This is a genomic window from Paenibacillus nicotianae (genome assembly GCF_042681745.1).
GTDB lineage: Bacteria > Bacillota > Bacilli > Paenibacillales > Paenibacillaceae > Saccharibacillus > Saccharibacillus nicotianae.
Map to the genome: position 1 here is coordinate 1 of NZ_JBHUGF010000006.1, position 16,054 is coordinate 16,054.

Annotated in this window: 17 protein-coding genes; all 17 read right to left on the bottom strand. The window is 39.6% G+C overall.

The features are described 5' to 3' along the window. Nucleotides 1-367 precede the first annotated feature (367 nt). Nucleotides 368-1,252 carry a nucleotidyltransferase-like protein gene (locus ACFSGI_RS02370; RefSeq protein ID WP_204827142.1) on the bottom strand — a complete coding sequence of 295 codons (885 nt, stop codon included), beginning with the start codon at nucleotides 1,250-1,252 and terminating at the stop codon, nucleotides 368-370. A gap of 286 nt (nucleotides 1,253-1,538) precedes the next feature. Further along, a complete protein-coding gene (locus ACFSGI_RS02375) occupies nucleotides 1,539-3,251 on the bottom strand; it encodes a glycosyl hydrolase family 18 protein (RefSeq protein WP_379282330.1) in 1,713 nt (570 codons plus the stop codon). A gap of 121 nt (nucleotides 3,252-3,372) precedes the next feature. Further along, on the bottom strand, nucleotides 3,373-3,807 hold the full coding sequence (perR, locus tag ACFSGI_RS02380) for a peroxide-responsive transcriptional repressor PerR (RefSeq protein WP_204827141.1): 435 nt from the start codon (nucleotides 3,805-3,807) through the stop codon (nucleotides 3,373-3,375). 143 nt (nucleotides 3,808-3,950) lie between these two features. Then, the gene (locus ACFSGI_RS02385) at nucleotides 3,951-5,357 is read right to left on the bottom strand and encodes a DUF4097 family beta strand repeat-containing protein (protein WP_204827140.1); all 1,407 of its coding nucleotides are present in this window, start codon (nucleotides 5,355-5,357) and stop codon (nucleotides 3,951-3,953) included. Continuing rightward, nucleotides 5,347-5,922 carry a hypothetical protein gene (locus ACFSGI_RS02390; protein WP_204827139.1) on the bottom strand — a complete coding sequence of 192 codons (576 nt, stop codon included), beginning with the start codon at nucleotides 5,920-5,922 and terminating at the stop codon, nucleotides 5,347-5,349. Before ACFSGI_RS02390 ends, ACFSGI_RS02385 begins: the two co-directional genes overlap by 11 nt. Before the next feature lie 29 nt (nucleotides 5,923-5,951). Beyond that, the gene (locus ACFSGI_RS02395) at nucleotides 5,952-6,659 is read right to left on the bottom strand and encodes an MgtC/SapB family protein (protein WP_204827138.1); all 708 of its coding nucleotides are present in this window, start codon (nucleotides 6,657-6,659) and stop codon (nucleotides 5,952-5,954) included. Beyond that, entirely contained in the window at nucleotides 6,659-7,153 is a 495-nt protein-coding gene (locus ACFSGI_RS02400; RefSeq protein WP_204827137.1) for a GNAT family N-acetyltransferase, read from the bottom strand. The genes ACFSGI_RS02395 and ACFSGI_RS02400 overlap by 1 nt, the downstream gene beginning before the upstream one ends. 112 nt (nucleotides 7,154-7,265) lie before the next feature. Then, on the bottom strand, nucleotides 7,266-8,699 hold the full coding sequence (gene gatB / locus ACFSGI_RS02405; RefSeq protein ID WP_204827136.1) for an Asp-tRNA(Asn)/Glu-tRNA(Gln) amidotransferase subunit GatB: 1,434 nt from the start codon (nucleotides 8,697-8,699) through the stop codon (nucleotides 7,266-7,268). A 30-nt stretch (nucleotides 8,700-8,729) separates the two neighbouring features. Then, the gene (gene gatA, locus ACFSGI_RS02410; protein ID WP_204827135.1) at nucleotides 8,730-10,184 is read right to left on the bottom strand and encodes an Asp-tRNA(Asn)/Glu-tRNA(Gln) amidotransferase subunit GatA; all 1,455 of its coding nucleotides are present in this window, start codon (nucleotides 10,182-10,184) and stop codon (nucleotides 8,730-8,732) included. Between the two features lie 54 nt (nucleotides 10,185-10,238). Next, on the bottom strand, nucleotides 10,239-10,526 hold the full coding sequence (gene gatC, locus ACFSGI_RS02415) for an Asp-tRNA(Asn)/Glu-tRNA(Gln) amidotransferase subunit GatC (protein WP_204827134.1): 288 nt from the start codon (nucleotides 10,524-10,526) through the stop codon (nucleotides 10,239-10,241). Nucleotides 10,527-10,655: 129 nt separating this feature from the next. Continuing rightward, the gene (locus ACFSGI_RS02420) at nucleotides 10,656-11,033 is read right to left on the bottom strand and encodes an ATPase (RefSeq protein ID WP_204827133.1); all 378 of its coding nucleotides are present in this window, start codon (nucleotides 11,031-11,033) and stop codon (nucleotides 10,656-10,658) included. Nucleotides 11,034-11,283: 250 nt separating this feature from the next. Further along, on the bottom strand, nucleotides 11,284-11,919 hold the full coding sequence (locus ACFSGI_RS02425; protein WP_379282336.1) for an MBL fold metallo-hydrolase: 636 nt from the start codon (nucleotides 11,917-11,919) through the stop codon (nucleotides 11,284-11,286). Between the two features lie 6 nt (nucleotides 11,920-11,925). Then, nucleotides 11,926-12,495, bottom strand: a complete 570-nt coding sequence (locus tag ACFSGI_RS02430) for a thioredoxin family protein (RefSeq protein WP_204827132.1) — start codon at nucleotides 12,493-12,495, stop codon at nucleotides 11,926-11,928. Nucleotides 12,496-12,499: 4 nt separating this feature from the next. Next, nucleotides 12,500-13,111: an undecaprenyl phosphate transporter UptA gene (uptA, locus tag ACFSGI_RS02435; RefSeq protein WP_379282338.1), complete on the bottom strand. Its 612-nt coding sequence runs from the start codon at nucleotides 13,109-13,111 to the stop codon at nucleotides 12,500-12,502. Between the two features lie 234 nt (nucleotides 13,112-13,345). Further along, nucleotides 13,346-14,527: a class I SAM-dependent methyltransferase gene (locus ACFSGI_RS02440; protein WP_204827131.1), complete on the bottom strand. Its 1,182-nt coding sequence runs from the start codon at nucleotides 14,525-14,527 to the stop codon at nucleotides 13,346-13,348. 29 nt (nucleotides 14,528-14,556) lie between these two features. Next, nucleotides 14,557-15,210, bottom strand: coding sequence for a DUF6483 family protein (locus ACFSGI_RS02445; protein ID WP_204827130.1), 654 nt, complete (start codon nucleotides 15,208-15,210; stop codon nucleotides 14,557-14,559). Nucleotides 15,211-15,229: 19 nt separating this feature from the next. After that, nucleotides 15,230-16,027, bottom strand: coding sequence for an alpha/beta fold hydrolase (locus tag ACFSGI_RS02450; protein ID WP_204827129.1), 798 nt, complete (start codon nucleotides 16,025-16,027; stop codon nucleotides 15,230-15,232). Nucleotides 16,028-16,054 lie beyond the last annotated feature (27 nt).

The window sequence follows — 16,054 nt, forward strand, 5'->3', positions numbered from 1 at the left end:
AAGTTCTCTATTTTGTAAAGGTCGGCTAAGACCTTTGTTTTACTCACTCGTTGTTCAGTTTTCAAAGATCAAACATTTCGTTATTTTACTTTTGTGCACCGACGCGTTATCGCATCAGCAACTCTTATAATATATCATGCTCATTTCATTTCGTCAACACTTTTTTTCAAGAACTTTTTTTCTTCCTTCGTAAGTTGTATTTACATTATAGAAGAAATTATAGTGTTGATCGCTGTATCCGTTGAAGCGGAACGTTTTATAATTTATCACAGATTGTTGATACAAGTCAACTACTTATTTAGCAAATTATTATAGATTGAATATAGTTGTATTCCGCTTCGTTTGTGAACACTGATTTCTTCAGTTGTTATCGGTTAATCCAATAGCGAATTTCTCTTTCTCCACCTGCTTGTTCTGGTCTCCATGATACGACTTCATTGATCAATGAACGAAATACAAGTTTGCGAATAACCATAGGTAGCATATTACCTACATGAGATAGATTAGGATGCTGTACCAGCTCTTTGACACTCCATGGCTGCTTGCGACTTCGCAGTACTTGGAATAGTATGGCTGAACATTCTTTCATTTTGGACATTACTGAAAATTCGCATGCTAGTAATACCAACTCTACCCGTTGCTCCATCGTCTCGGTGCTAAACGCTAGTTGCTCATATAGTTTGTATACGTCTAGCTTGCATATTCTTACTTGTTCCCATACTGCTGATTCAGGATAGATCCCTTTTTCAGACAGATCAATTCTTGCCCAGTGTTGTAATGCTTGAAAAATACTATTATAAGCATCCATTACTTGATTCTCTTTCATATGATGCTTGGCTTCTACATATTGTGTTAAAAATTGCGTGAATTCTAAAAATATACGTCGTTCACGCAAAGGACTGGAAAAGTGTACAAACTGTTTTCTTAAATGATCTACTTGTTCATTGGTATCCCAAAGCAATTCCCCTTTAAGAAAATGTTCAATCATAATGCGGTTATCTCCAGTGATCATACAATGTTCCAAAATATCTTGATCGACATAGATAACTTGCACATGTGTATTTGATCCATCAATACGATGTTCGATCACTTCTACCTGCTCGTGATAACTGCATACTACAATAATAAGAACTTCAAAATCGTGCAAAAGTGAACCGTTGAATTGCTGGTTTTGGCCTTTCGATGCAACCGCTCCGATAATTTTGTGGTTATTGGAATGTGCATGTAGAAAAGAAAGATTAGTTAATTCCACGTTGTCCTCCTTCATTTGGTTGAAAGTTGACTCATTGTTTTTCTAGCTATAGAACTTATTTCTACAATTTGGAATCCCTTTCCTGCTTGCAATATGAGTATTTCTATAAAGTAGTTATTTTCTATTACTATTAAGGGTCACTACACAATATAAAAAAGGCTAGAACGCTTATAGAATACTGCTCTATAAGTGCTCTAGCCTTGCAAAAGAAAATTACTTTTTGATTTATTACTTTTTAATATATTGTTTTTGAGTTGATGAAAAAGTCTTATTCGTTATTAACGATTTACTTCTCTATCTTGGATAATGTACTCCATGCGCGATCGTCACCTAAACTGCGTGTCCATGAAGCGACTCCGCCCAAATTAAGCTTTTGCGCAAGTTCTACTCTTGCTTGGAGAGATACTTCATCTTCAATCCAAATCCGCTTGAGCGCTCCGTCTTCGGTATACTCTACATAATTCTGTCCTGTACTACGATCTAACTTCGGTGATAATTTCTTTTCTTTGATTAATTCTGCAATGCCATTCATGCCTAATGCTTTGGATGAGACTTTGGTTTTGCCATCTTCGGTTTTTTCTGTCCATACGCGTGCATATAGAGGAATACCTAAAATTAATTTGTTAGCTGGCACTTCATCTTCTTCTAGTACACGATTGACTGCTTTTTCTACCCACGGCAACGAAGCTACCGAACCGGATTCAGGGCTAGCTGCCCAGTGTTCATCGTACGCCATCAGCATCATGTAATCTAAAGAAGGTGCTAATGCTTCTCGATCCAAAAATTTGGACCATAGCTCACTATTGGACTTGGGTGTTACATCCATAGAAAGCACCAAATCTTTTTGAAGAGCAAGTGGTCTTAGTTCACGTACAAACTGAGTTACGTTAGGGCCGTCACTTGTATGCACACTTTCAAAATCGATATTAATCCCGTCTAGTTGATACAGATCGGCATATTCTAGTAATTGGGATATGACTCTACTTCTATTCTCATAGGTTGATAATGCTCCTGTGGTCATATCAGCATCAAAGTTATTGCTGATCAATCCCCATACTTCTTTGTTACGGTTATGCGCCCAATTCACATAATGCATATCTGCTTTGCTGCGTACATTTCCTGTATTATCGACAATCTCAAACCATGTCGGGCTAACTACATTCACTCCTGGTAACTCACCAATCTTGGTCGTATCGGGTTGACGTTCATAGACCGCTTCCCACGTTAGATTTACTTTTTTGCCAGCCCAGTCTCTATTGACTCGACTATCGGGCATCTGTGGCATTGATACCGTCTCTAAATCATCTAGAACGACGTTATCGGTCTGCATATAACCAACGTATCCATTATCTAATTGAACTGTATACCAACCTTCTCCAGTCTCCCAAATACGTAATCGAGCGTTATCAGGCACATCTTTGTAAATACGAGAATGAATATCTGCTTCTGCTCGCAAAGCTACTGTCTGATCTGATCCTCCTGTGACTGTATGTGCGTATTGAACTTTTTCTCCTGCTTTTAACAAAATTACAGCACCGGTAGTAGGATCTTCGTATACATTAATGCCATACGTTTCTTTCAGTGGAGCGAGCGGTACGTACAATATATCTCCTTCTTGTTGAGGAGCAAATCGCAGTTGTACCGATTTCATATTAAGCTGTGCGTCTTTACTTCCACTTTGTAATTGTACGAGGTTATGATCTGTTGTTAAAATAACGGATTGTGTTGCTTCTTCATATCGAATATTAGGATCAATCTGTTCTTGCAAAACTGGCAAAGGCAACTGTAAAGAATCTCCTGTACCTATAGCGGAATAAGGGAGTATTTCTCCTTTGATAAAAATAGGTTTGGTTAGTCCTTTCCAATCCGGGTCTTTATGTAATGGGTTAGGGAAAATCTCAAATATGATCCAACCTACAACTAATAGAGCAGCAAACCCTAGTATCCACCAACGACGTTTGTTTGATTTGCGTAGACGTGCTCGTTCTTTTCTATTCAAAGTATCCTCCTTATGCTTCGTGATTCAGGCTCGTGATGTTCTTTATACTTTTACTTTGCTAGTAACAATACATCCAATAAAAAAAGCGTGAAAAACCATACGGTTTCTCGCGCTTTGGAAATTACTGTTGATTCAAGCCTCTGCAATGTGCGCAAGTTCCATAGAGCTCCATCCGATGCCCAGAAATCTGAAATCCTGTATGCCTAGCTGCTTGTTGTTCTACTGCTTCTAAAGAAGGATAACTAAAATCTTCAATCTTGCCACATTGCTGACAAATGACATGATAATGATCTGTGATATTCGCATCGAATCGACTGGAATTATCACCGTACGTTAATTCATGCACCATACCTGCTTCAATAAACATTTTCAAATTGTTATATACCGTAGCTACACTCATACTTGGAAACTGAGGTTCTAACGAACGATAAATTTCATCTGCTGTTGGATGTTCCATTGATTCTAATAAATAACTTAAAATCGCATGACGTTGAGGTGTAATCCGTACGCCACTGACTTTGAGTTGTTCTAATGCGTGTTGAACACTTGTCGTCATCTTATTCACCGCCTTATTGAACTTTCCGAAAAAAACTGTATGTCCGGTAAGAACTAATAAAAGAAGAAAGTGACCAGACAAGGCAGACATTCGTCAGCTTTAATTGTACGGTTAGATGAAGAGGATTGTCAACGCGACCTCTTTCAGTTAGCCGAGGTAGACTCTGTCACTGCTTCATCTGTGTTAGTTGGCTTACTTGGTGGCGTAGTGCTAGAAGATTCTGAATTGGTGGATGTATCCGTTTCTTCAGCATTGGATGGATCTATTGTCTGATCGTCATTATCTTTGATCATAGCATCACTATTACGCATAATATTCAAGTCACCATTACCATCTACCTGAATCGAATGATCAGCAGTACCAAATTCGCCGGTGATTGTTCTTTTTTCAACTTTTAAAGGTAAATCGGTATTGATCGTGCCATAACTATTCGATCCAGAAACTTTGTAATCGCCTGTAGGTGGTAAATAAAGATGAATAACTCCAACAGCGCTATATACAGACCAATCTCCACCAATACTTACAGAACGAATCTCAATATTTCCATTTAACGATTCAGCTTTGACTGCAAAATTAGCTTCATCTACCAGAATGTTACCATTTCTTGTATTGACATCAATATCACCAAGCCCACCTATTAGTGAAACATCGCCGACTTGTGTATATAACTTAGCCGCACCGCTAATATCGCTAGCTTTGTATGTGCCCTGCTTCGTATCCGCATCGACTGTACCCAAAATAGATGAAATATCCATATTTCCGTTAACTGTCTGAGCTTTGATATCTCCTACAAGATTACGCATAATCAGGCTACCATTTCCTGAACGTACAGCAATATTACGCAATGCCTCAATATTGGTCATCGTAACTTTACCATTGGTGGTCTGAACATTGATATCTAGCCGACTTTTTTCAGGTAATGTAATCTCCATATTGATTCGTGGTTGGCGATTATTCGATTCTCCGTACGTCTGAGTCTGTGGACGAATCGAAATCTCATCACCTTCTGAAACTTCGATAGTTGTAGCATCTGCAATCTTTTGTGCTTCCTCTGCTTCGATCTCATCGATCCAGACAACAGGACGAACTTCAATTTTGTCGACATCGCCGCGATGAACGATTAAATCTCCATTGATTCCTTCTACTGTTAATTCGTCCGTATCTTTATCTACCGGAATCGAAACAGGTGTTAATTCTATTCGGTTACCTGATGCTTCACTAAATTCAGAAGAAGCGGCTGTTAAATCTAAGCTCACTTTACTCCATAAATATAAATATTGATTCTGCTCGGTCACGAAAAAAATAGCCGCAGCAGCAATCACAGCAGTCAGTATCCCTTTGATATCTAAACGAAACCTCATACGGTTACGCCGAGAAATCATATAAAAGATAATATACTCCAAACCCCAGCACACTAAAATAAGCGGCCACCACTGGAGAAGGATCAGCAACTGACTACCGCTGCTCCATTGATCTATACAAATTAAAATACCTAATGCTATCCATAATAGAGAAGCGGTAATTCGTCCTACTCTGATTCTACCGGTCATTGTTAGCACCTCCTACAGCTTGAGAGGTAGCAGATGACTTTTGTTTCTGGATCGTACGATAAATACGTACAATTTGAAAAGCAAGCAGTCCTACTCCGATAACTATACAGATGACGGCAATAACATAACCGCCCCAAAAACTTACTATATTGCGTAGCCAGAACGGCCGTACTAAAAACATACAGATTAATAATCCTTCAGCCATTAATACCAAACCGAACGAAATTCCTCGTACTCCTGCAAATGACTTGCGACGCTTGTACTTGGGAATCAGTGCACGAATATGATAATTAATCCAATCTGTTGATTGTAAAACGTCATATACATTATAAAAATAAATAACAGGAATCATTAACGCCAACAATATTAAAAGAGGTACGTTGATCTGAATGCCTTTCGATGTGAAATAAAAAAGGGCAGCAATATCAAGCAGTAAAACAGCAATAAACTGTATTCCCCTTTGCGCCAATCCTAGATACATATGACCAAATCCAGGAAGAATAGCAGCGATAAGAACAGCGATAAATTTACGTTTGAGAGGTAGTTTGGCAGGGGATTTCTTCACTGTTGATCATGCCTCCTTATTCTTTGCTTTTACTCAATCGCAACTGCAGTAACTCCCTCAATCTTCTGAATACTTCCTATCAGTTCTAACGAATCGTATTCATGCTTAATAATCACATTCAAGCGTAGTTCGGTGACTAATAACTCGGAGGTCATACTGATACCGCCTCGTTCTTTGACATAAGTTACTTTTTTGATCTGGATATGTTCGCTATCCATAAAGCGAGAGATTTTATCTAATGTTAATGTGCCTGCTATGCCTTCGATCGTAATCTGATGATCTTTGCTACGACGAATATAACGTTGTTCTACGATATTAAGTACCCACAAATTCAACAAAACGATCAATGTACAGACAAAAGCAGCAAAATAAAATCCGGCTCCGATCGCCAAACCAATCGCTGCCACTACCCAAAGTGAAGCGGCTGTAGTCAAACCGGTGATTGCTTTCCCTGTAAATAAAATAGTTCCTGCACCCAAAAATCCTATACCCGAAATAACTGCTGTAGCTAGCCGAGCCGGATCAAGTCGTACATTTGGTTCTTTGACAAATTCAGCAAATCCATATACGGATAACATCATAATTAAAGTAGAGCCTACACATACTAAAATATGTGTTCGGAGTCCTGCTGCATGGCTGGAACGTTCTCGTTCCCAACCGATTAATCCGCCCATAAGCATAGATGCAAGTAAACGAAGTAAAATATGAATATTCGTAATATACCAGGGATCAGACATTAGTCAGTAAATTCCTCCTTTGCTTGTGCGAGAGAAGGATTTAGCCGATGAAATGTTGTTAATTTCACACCAGGTGCTACTTCAAAAGTCTCTATTGGACGAAAGCCATACTTTTCATACAAAGCAACAGCAGGTTGATTCAACTTCCCTGTCGATACGATATACAAAGGAACAGCAGGATATTCCGCAAATACATGCTCTATCAATTGACTAGCAATCCCTTGCCGAAAAGCAGACGGGTGAACCATCATTCGAGCGATTGTTAATGTATCATGTTCTTCTCGCTCTATAGAAATAACACCTTGAATTTCTTCGTACTCATTCCAATACGCATAAAACGTTTCGCCAGAACGACGAATACTTTCGATCGTATCCATCAATGGTGGAAGTTCTTTGAACCCGATCAATTCGGCTTCTAAGCGATAAGCAATATGTTGTAGCGCCCATATTTGTTGAACGGTATGATCATCTTCTAATACACACTTTTGAATCACAAGATCACTCCTTGATCGCCAGATATAATGTATTCAAAAGCACAAAACAATAAAAGAGACATGCCAGATGGCATGCCCCTATATTTCTTTATCATTCCGGGATGATGCCAGATTAGCGAGGCAATAATTCAGCCAATAGTTTGTTAACCATACCTGGATTCGCTTTGCCTTTACTTTGCTTCATGACTTGTCCGACTAAAAAGCCAATCGCTTTGTCTTTGCCTGCTTTGTAATCTTCTACAGACTGCGGGTTCGCAGCGATTACAGCTTCAACAATACCTTTGATTGCACCTTCATCACTAATCTGAGTTAATCCTTGTTCTTCTACAATTTGTTGTGGCAATTTACCAGACTGTAGCATTTCTTTAAATACAGTTTTGGCAATTTTATTACTAATAGTGCCTTTTTCGATCAGTCCTATCAATTCACCTAGCGCTTGTCCTGTTAAAGGAACTGCTGCTAATTCAAGACTATTGGCATTCAAATAACCGAGTAATTCTCCTTGCATCCAGTTCGCTACCGATTTGGCATCACTGGTATACGTCAGGCTATCTTCGAATAGATCAGCTAATGGTTTGGAAGAGGTGATCACACCTGCATCATATTCAGGCAATCCATATTCTGAAGTGTAACGAGCTTTACGTGCATCAGGTAATTCAGGAATAGATGCTTGAATACGATCTTTCCATGCTTGATCAATATGCAATGTCACTAGATCTGGATCAGGGAAGTAACGATAATCATGCGACTCTTCTTTGCCACGCATCGATAATGTTTTGCCTTGAGCTTCATCCCAGCGACGTGTTTCTTGAATAACTTTGTCGCCATCATCCAAAATCTCTGCCTGACGATATTCTTCATACTCTAATCCTTTTTGTACACCGCGGAAAGAGTTCATATTTTTGAGTTCAGCACGAGTACCAAATTCTTGTTGACCTGCTGGACGCAGACTGATATTCGCATCACAACGAAGTGATCCTTCTTCCATTTTCACATCAGATACATCACAGTACTGCATAATCGCACGAATCTTTTCCAAATAAGCACGGGCTTCTTCCGGTGAAGAAATATCAGGCTCCGATACAATCTCAATCAGTGGTGTACCGACACGGTTAAAATCAACTAATGAATCATATCCACCGGATGTATGTGTTAATTTACCTGCATCTTCTTCTAAATGTAGACGCGTGATCCCGATACGCTTGGTTGTACCATTGACTTCAATATCAACCCAACCATGTTCGCCGATCGGTTGGTCAAATTGAGAAATCTGATATGCTTTCGGGGAATCAGGGTAGAAATAGTTTTTGCGATCAAATTTGCTAACATCGCCTATTTTACAGTTAATAGCCATTGCTGCTTTCATTGCATAATCAACAGCTTGACGATTCAGTACAGGCAATACACCTGGATGACCGAGACAAACAGGGCAAGTATGTGTATTAGCAGGTGCACCGAATGCTGTAGAACAGCCACAAAAGATTTTGGACTTGGTATGTAGTTCAACGTGAACTTCCAGTCCGATTACTGTTTCGTATTTGGACATACTGATAGGTTCCTCCTTCTTTATACGGTTTTAGAGCTGCGGCCGTTGTTGATGATTGGTATTTTGTTCAAAAGCGTGTGCCACGCGCAAAACCGTCTGTTCGTCGAAGGCTTTGCCGATAATTTGCATCCCTACAGGTAGACCAGAAGCAAATCCACAAGGAACACTGATCGCTGGAACACCTGCAAGACTTACAGGAATCGTCAAAATATCATTAAGGTACATTGTTAACGGATCGTCTAATTGCGAACCTAATTTGAAAGCTGTTGTTGGCGCAGTAGGTCCAATAATAACATCATATTTTTCAAATACATTATCAAAATCGCGTTTGATCAATGTACGTACTTTTTGTGCTTTGAGGTAATAAGCATCATAATAACCAGAACTTAACGCATATGTTCCAAGCATAATACGACGTTTGACTTCATCACCGAATCCTTCACTACGAGATTGATGATATAACTCTAATAGATTGCCAGGGTTCTCTGCACGTACCCCATAACGTACACCATCAAAGCGTGCTAGATTGGAAGAAGCCTCAGAAGACGCAAGCAAATAATACGTAGCTACTGCATATTCTGTATGTGGTAAAGACACTTCTTCCCACTCTGCACCCAATCCTTCCAACACAGCCAAAGCATCCATAATAGATTGCTTCACTTCTGCATCGACACCTTCACCGATATATTCAGAAGGAACCGCAATTTTGAGACCTTTGATTTCGCCAGACAATGCACTTACATAGTCAGGAATATCGACTTTAGCAGATGTTGAATCTTTGGCATCATAGCCTGCGATTGCTTGCAAAACATACGCCGAATCTTCTACATTTTTGGTAAGAGGGCCAATCTGATCTAAGGAAGAGGCAAAAGCAACTAGACCAAAACGAGACACCAACCCATAAGTAGGCTTCAATCCTACCACTCCACAATAAGAAGCAGGCTGACGAATAGATCCACCTGTATCTGATCCCAGTGTAAAGTATGCTTCTCCTGCGGCTACGGCTGCTGCTGAACCACCGCTGGAACCTCCAGGAACATAATCCAAATTCCAAGGATTGCGAACAGGTGCAAAGCTAGAATTCTCATTAGAGCCACCCATAGCAAATTCATCCATATTTAGCTTACCGATCGTAACAGCATCTGCTTGACGAAGCTTATCTGCTACAGTTGCATTATAAATAGGATCGTAATTTTTGAGAAATTGACTACCACATGTAGTGCGGAGTCCTTCTGTAACAATATTATCTTTCACACCTACAGGAAGCCCGAAAAGTAATCCGTGCGCTTCTCCGCTCACTAGCTTTTCATCTAGTGCTTTGGCAGATTGGGTTGCGCCTTCTTCGTTAAGTGTAAGGTAAGCTTGTATTTTGTCGTCTTGTTCACCGATTGTCTTGAATGCTTGAGCTACAAGGTCGGTGACTGCCAAGTCTTTGGCATGAAGCCGATTATGTATTTCATTCAGACTCAAATCAAATAAAGTCAATGCAGGTTCCTCCTTCAATTCTGTTATTCATAGTCATTAATCTTGTTGTAGCATCTATTCCAGTACAGCAGGTACTTTGAATTGCCCGTCTTCATCATCTGGTGCATTCAGCAACACTTTTTCAATCGGAAGACTTTCATGAACTTCATCTTCACGCATTACATTACTTAGATGCAATACATGAGTAGTCGGCTCTACCTCTTCTGTATCTAATTCTTTTAATTTTTCTGCATATTTCAAAATCGCACTAAGCTGAGCAGTAAACATTTCTTTCTCCTGCTCGCTCAAATCCAAACGTGCTAGTTTGGCTACATGCTCTACATCATTGATATTAATACTCAATTATGGTTCCTCCCTCGCTGAAAATAACTTTTTTAATTATAGGGTACATAAGGTGACAATTCAATTGAAGTTCTATAATAAATCGTTAGTTATTTGTAGATAATAAAAAAGAGCCGGCAAGCCGACTCTTTAAATCCATGCACGCAAATTAATTTGTTTTACAAAATCTGCTTGCGCTACAGTATCCGTCAAAGGTTCTTCCACAAAAGGAAGTTCTTCACCATTCATAATATGATAAAATAATTTCTCATTATGTGTCGCTAGAGCATAATCGATTAGCGCCTCGCGTCCGACTCGTTCAGCTTCCTGTTGGAGCAACCGTTCTTCTGGCTCAATATCACCGGAAGGAACAAAAAAATTACGATTGACCTTAGGAATACGAATGACATAATCGAAGGCATTATCAGGGTTACGGTCATATGCAATAACATATCCGTAATCTCCTACAGGCAGACTTTGCTCAAAGGTATCAGCGACAACTACGATTTTTTCTCCTAAATGCAGCATCGTGTAACTCCCCCTAGCTTTATCTACTTTATTTCTGTATCATACTAAAAAAAAATAATGATGTCCAATTTTATTACTAAAAATCAGGCTAATTACACTTGCACAACGTTTATTTCTATATCTCAAGTCGATTTGTGTCATTTACTGGTCAGTCGCTAATGCTAATCAATAAAAAACACGCAAACCTGAGAAATGATCTCGATTTGCGTGTTGAAATTCTTTTCGAAGATTGTTACGAATGATATTTAGATTAAGCAGGAACGTAAGGATTACTGGACTTCTCTGCACCGATAGTTGTTTTGGGCCCATGACCTGGATAGACAGTTACATCATCTGCCAAACGATACAGCTTGGTACGAATCGAATCAATCAATTGACGTTCACTACCGCCTGTAAGATCGGTACGACCTACACCCATACGGAACAATACATCTCCTGCAAATAAATCTTTTCCACAAAGAAAGCTTACACTTCCCGGTGAATGACCTGGCGTATGATAAACAGTGAAGGTATGTCCAATCAATTTCAATTGTTGCCCTTCATCTAACGCGTACTCAGCAGGTTCAGCTGTAATCGGCGGTGTCACTTGAGACCAATTCGCAGAACCGTTTAATTTGGCATTGGTTAACCACTCTGCTTCTAGATCATGAAGATATACAGGGCAGTTACATAAGGTACGCACTTCTTCAAGTCCACCCATATGATCAAAATGAGCATGGGTCAGTAAAATCGCTTCTACGTTAAGGTTCAACGATTGTATGCGACGAACCAATGCGCCTGGATTCATACCTGGATCGATCACAATCGCATCGGAACTATTTTCAGCGATTAGTAAATATGCATTAGTCTGTAAAGGCCCTAACGAAAAACTTTCTATTTTGAACAAAATGTATTACACCCCCGATAAAATGTCACGCAATTCACGAATAATCATAGCGTGAGAAGCAGAACCTTCACCATAACGTTCAGCCATCCCTTTACGGACAACTGCCATTTTTTCTTGATAATCTGGTGCTTCGCGATCTGGATTTTCCTGTTTGAAAGCGATCATTAATTCTTGTACGTGTTCTGGACGAGGGCCCCACTGAGCCAGAACATGTCCACCTGTATCTGTAATAATGACAACAGGCACAGAGCGACCACCCATTGTTAAATAATCATCCATCGTATCAAAATTTTCTTCCAAAATTAGAATTTTGGTTGGAATCTCAGCTTCTTCAAATGCACGCAATACCACAGGTACGTTGCGAACTACGTCTCCGCACCAATCTGCTGCCAGAATCAGTGAGCGCAAATCATCGCGATGAGCAAGCAATTTGAAAAACTCGTGGTCATCTAGATCTGTCCAGTTAAACAACTCGTATCCATGATGAAATTCGTCTTTATTTTGAGTCATCCCCTCCATAAATTCCTGAGGAGAAATTCCTTTTTCCCATTTATCTGCTAAGTTTGGTTTGTTCATGAATTTAGCCACCCTTCTTTTTGTTCTTCATCTTCCATTTAACCAAAAAGTAAGCTGCTAACAGCACAATAGCTGCAATAATCAGTGGTACTGTATATTTGCTAGCGATATCATCAATATTTTCCCATTGACTACCAAGCACCATTCCTAAATATACAAAGAGTGCTGACCACGGAATCACTGCAAGTGCAGTCAGTAAAATAAAGCGCATATGTGACATTCTCGAAATCCCTGCTGGAATCGAAATTGCATGACGAACAACCGGAATAAAGCGTGCAGTAAAAATAACACCCGAACCATATTTATCAAACCATGCTTCAGCATGATCGATATGGCTTTTTTTGATCAAAATATATTTGCCGTACTTTTCTAAAACAGGTCTACCACCATACCGTCCTATCCAGTAAATAAATAGCTGAGCGATAACACCGCCCACTGTTCCGAAAAAGACAGCTCCAAAATAGTTGATCGCTCCTGTGGAGACTAGATATCCTCCATAAGCCAGTACAATCTCACTTGGAATCACTTCAATCATCAATCCAAGCATAATTCCAAAATACCCAAGTTGTTGAACCCAATGCAATAATTGGGCGATAATATCAGATATAATTGCCACCAATCCTCCTTAGCTTTTGTTAGATGTGTATCATTCTGTATCTCTGTATCCCCTATTTATGTATTCCCATGTCGGTACAAGTAAGCCAGCTATCACGATGTTCTGTTATTTTAGCACAGCCTATCGACGGCATTCCACTGTGTACCAAAGTGACTGAAAGTCCTCTGACCATGAAAAAAGCTGAACTCGCTGTTGAACAACGAATCCAGCTTGGATTATACCATAAAATATAGATTATACTAATGATTTTTGATAAGGCTGTAGAAGATCTTTGCACGCATTTTCAAGGTATGGCTTGGCTTGAATCATATCTCGAAATGCTGTATATTCCTGCCACATTTCGGCGGGTTGCTCTGTGTCTGATTTAACTGCACGAATTAAAATATTTTTAGGTGTATGTTCCATATCTATAAATTCAAGCAATTGTGTCTTATACCCTAACAGATCAAGCAATTTGGCACGTATCGCATCAGTAGCAAGTGCAGAAAAGCGCTCTTTAAGAATACCATGCGATAATAGTGGGCTCATTGTATCATTCTGAATCTGACTGAATAGTTCATGCTGACAGCAAGGAACCGATAAAATAACAGACGCGTTCCAGCGTACTGCTTTTTCTAATGCGGCATCTGTTGCTGTATCACAAGCATGCAATGTCACTACCATATCGACCTGATCTAGCTCATTATAATCAGCGATATCTCCTACTAAAAACTTCAATTGATCATAATGAAGCTTTTCTGCTAGTTGATTACAATGTTGAATCACATCTGCTTTGAGATCAAGACCGACAATATGAAGCGGACGATGTTGTTGAATATTCAAATAATGATACAGTGCAAATGTAAGGTACGATTTGCCACAACCAAAATCAACAATCGTGAGTTCTTTGTTCACAGGCAAAGATGGTAAAACATCTTGTACCATTTCCAAAAAGCGATTGATCTGGCGGAACTTATCATATTTACGAGCCAATACTTTACCGTCTGCATTCATAATACCTAGTTCAATCAAAAAAGGAACAGGTTCGCCATCTTCAAGAATATATTGCTTTTTGCGATTATGATTGAGATCGGTTGATGTTTTGGTTGGTGTTTTGGTTAAAATAGACACTTTATACTTTTTGCTGATCAATACTTGATAATCTGCTTCTTTGGTACAAAGTAAGCCTTGACGCATCGTTTCTTGCAATAATGTAAATAGTACTGTTATTGCTTCTGCCGGTAGCAGATTATCATGAGTGACTTTGTTGCTGTAATGATAAGCGAATTGATAATGTAGTTGCTTTTTCAATTCGACAGGTTTGATGATGACTTTGGTAAAAGCATCATTATCTTTTTTGCGAAGTTGACTTAGTGTTGCTGTAATAAGCTCGCCAGCTTCGATACATTGAGTAATTAATCGTTGCAGTGAATCCATGGTGTACAGCTCGCTTTCTGTCTTTCAACTTAATTTGACTGGGCTTCAAGCTCGGCATAGGCTGTATTCAGTTCTGCCCGCGAGACGCCACCTTCTTCTAACTGTTCATCAGTTAATAATAATAGTCGCTTATACAGCGCCTGACCTTCGGTATGACCTTGTACAGCATCAAGCTCGGTCAGACGTTGCAGAGCATCTACTGCATTATCGTAGTAGCCTTCTTGCTCTTCATACTGGACAAATAGATGCTCTACCGCCGCTGGAAGTGCATAGTCTGCCAATTCATCGGTCAATTGATCGATCTGCTCTGGATAATCAAACATCGTCCGATCAGCATCATTTACAGCACAATACAAAAATAAATGTAAAGACTTGATTCGACGTACTGCTGCTTCTTGTTCTTGCTCGCTTAATTCATAAATGTCTGCTTCTTCACGCATCAATCTTGCTAATGCTTGCAGACGATCAACTTCAACAACTGAACCGATACGGAATAGTTCGATCACTTCTTCTGCTGGCAATCGGTTAATTAGTCCATTGTTCAATTGGAACTTCTGGCGAACCATATCATCCAATTCCCAGAGAGCTTCTGTTAATTTCTTCTGTTGCTTTAATCCGAACACTTTAGAAATTACCGATGCCATATCTTCAATCATACCCATAAGGTAATCATTTCTGAACATTCCTATCCCGCCTTTAATATTAATCTTTTCGTTGATTTTGCATAAAATCATGAATAATATTGACCAATTGTTCAGGTGCTTCCATCATACTCATATGTGCAATATCTGGAATAACTGCTGTTGTAATATTCGTAGAATCTGCGACAAACATCCGATCAGGTGGAGCAATTGGATCATCGGCCCCGGCTACTAATAATACAGGAACATTGGCATTTTGGATAATATGCAATCGTTCAGGACGTTCACGCATAGCCGCAGCCGCTCCACATGCACCTTCTGGAGAAGTGATATAACCGGTTTCTTTTACCTTTAATACTGATTCAGGTAATTTGTAGACTAGATGCGGAGCAAATAATCCTTCTGCAAATCCATCTACAAAGTCGATAATACCGGTTGTACGAATCTGTGTAATAGTGTTCAAGCGCTTCTGCTTCGCTTCTTCTGTATCTTCGTATGCTGTCGAATGTACAAGTCCCCATGATTTGATATAAGAAGGATATTGATCAACCAGTGCTAAGGCTACGTATCCGCCCATTGAGTGACCCAGTACAGTGACTTGTTTTAGTCCAAGTTCATCTAATAAAGTTACCACATCCGCCGCCATATCTTCTATCGTATAAGGTTCGGTCGATACAGGGCTATGACCATGGCCACGCAGATCAGGCACAATACAACGATAATGTCGGGATAAAAGAGGTAGCACTTCATCCCAATATGCTGAACTTCCTAGAAAACCATGTAATAATACAATTGGTTCTCCTTGACCACTATCTACAAACTGTAATTTGATCGGTTGCTGTTCTGTTGGCTGACTCATATCCTCATCTCCTATCAATAATCGAAA

Coding starts and splice junctions, on each gene's coding strand:
- perR (WP_204827141.1), bottom strand. CDS start 3,807: ATGACGACAAGTGTTCAACACGCATTAGAACAACTCAAAGTCAGTGGC.
- ACFSGI_RS02385 (WP_204827140.1), bottom strand. CDS start 5,357: ATGACCGGTAGAATCAGAGTAGGACGAATTACCGCTTCTCTATTATGG.
- ACFSGI_RS02395 (WP_204827138.1), bottom strand. CDS start 6,659: ATGTCTGATCCCTGGTATATTACGAATATTCATATTTTACTTCGTTTA.
- gatB (WP_204827136.1), bottom strand. CDS start 8,699: ATGTCCAAATACGAAACAGTAATCGGACTGGAAGTTCACGTTGAACTA.
- ACFSGI_RS02420 (WP_204827133.1), bottom strand. CDS start 11,033: ATGCTGCATTTAGGAGAAAAAATCGTAGTTGTCGCTGATACCTTTGAG.
- ACFSGI_RS02430 (WP_204827132.1), bottom strand. CDS start 12,495: ATGAACAAACCAAACTTAGCAGATAAATGGGAAAAAGGAATTTCTCCT.
- ACFSGI_RS02440 (WP_204827131.1), bottom strand. CDS start 14,527: ATGGATTCACTGCAACGATTAATTACTCAATGTATCGAAGCTGGCGAG.
- ACFSGI_RS02445 (WP_204827130.1), bottom strand. CDS start 15,210: ATGTTCAGAAATGATTACCTTATGGGTATGATTGAAGATATGGCATCG.
- ACFSGI_RS02450 (WP_204827129.1), bottom strand. CDS start 16,027: ATGAGTCAGCCAACAGAACAGCAACCGATCAAATTACAGTTTGTAGAT.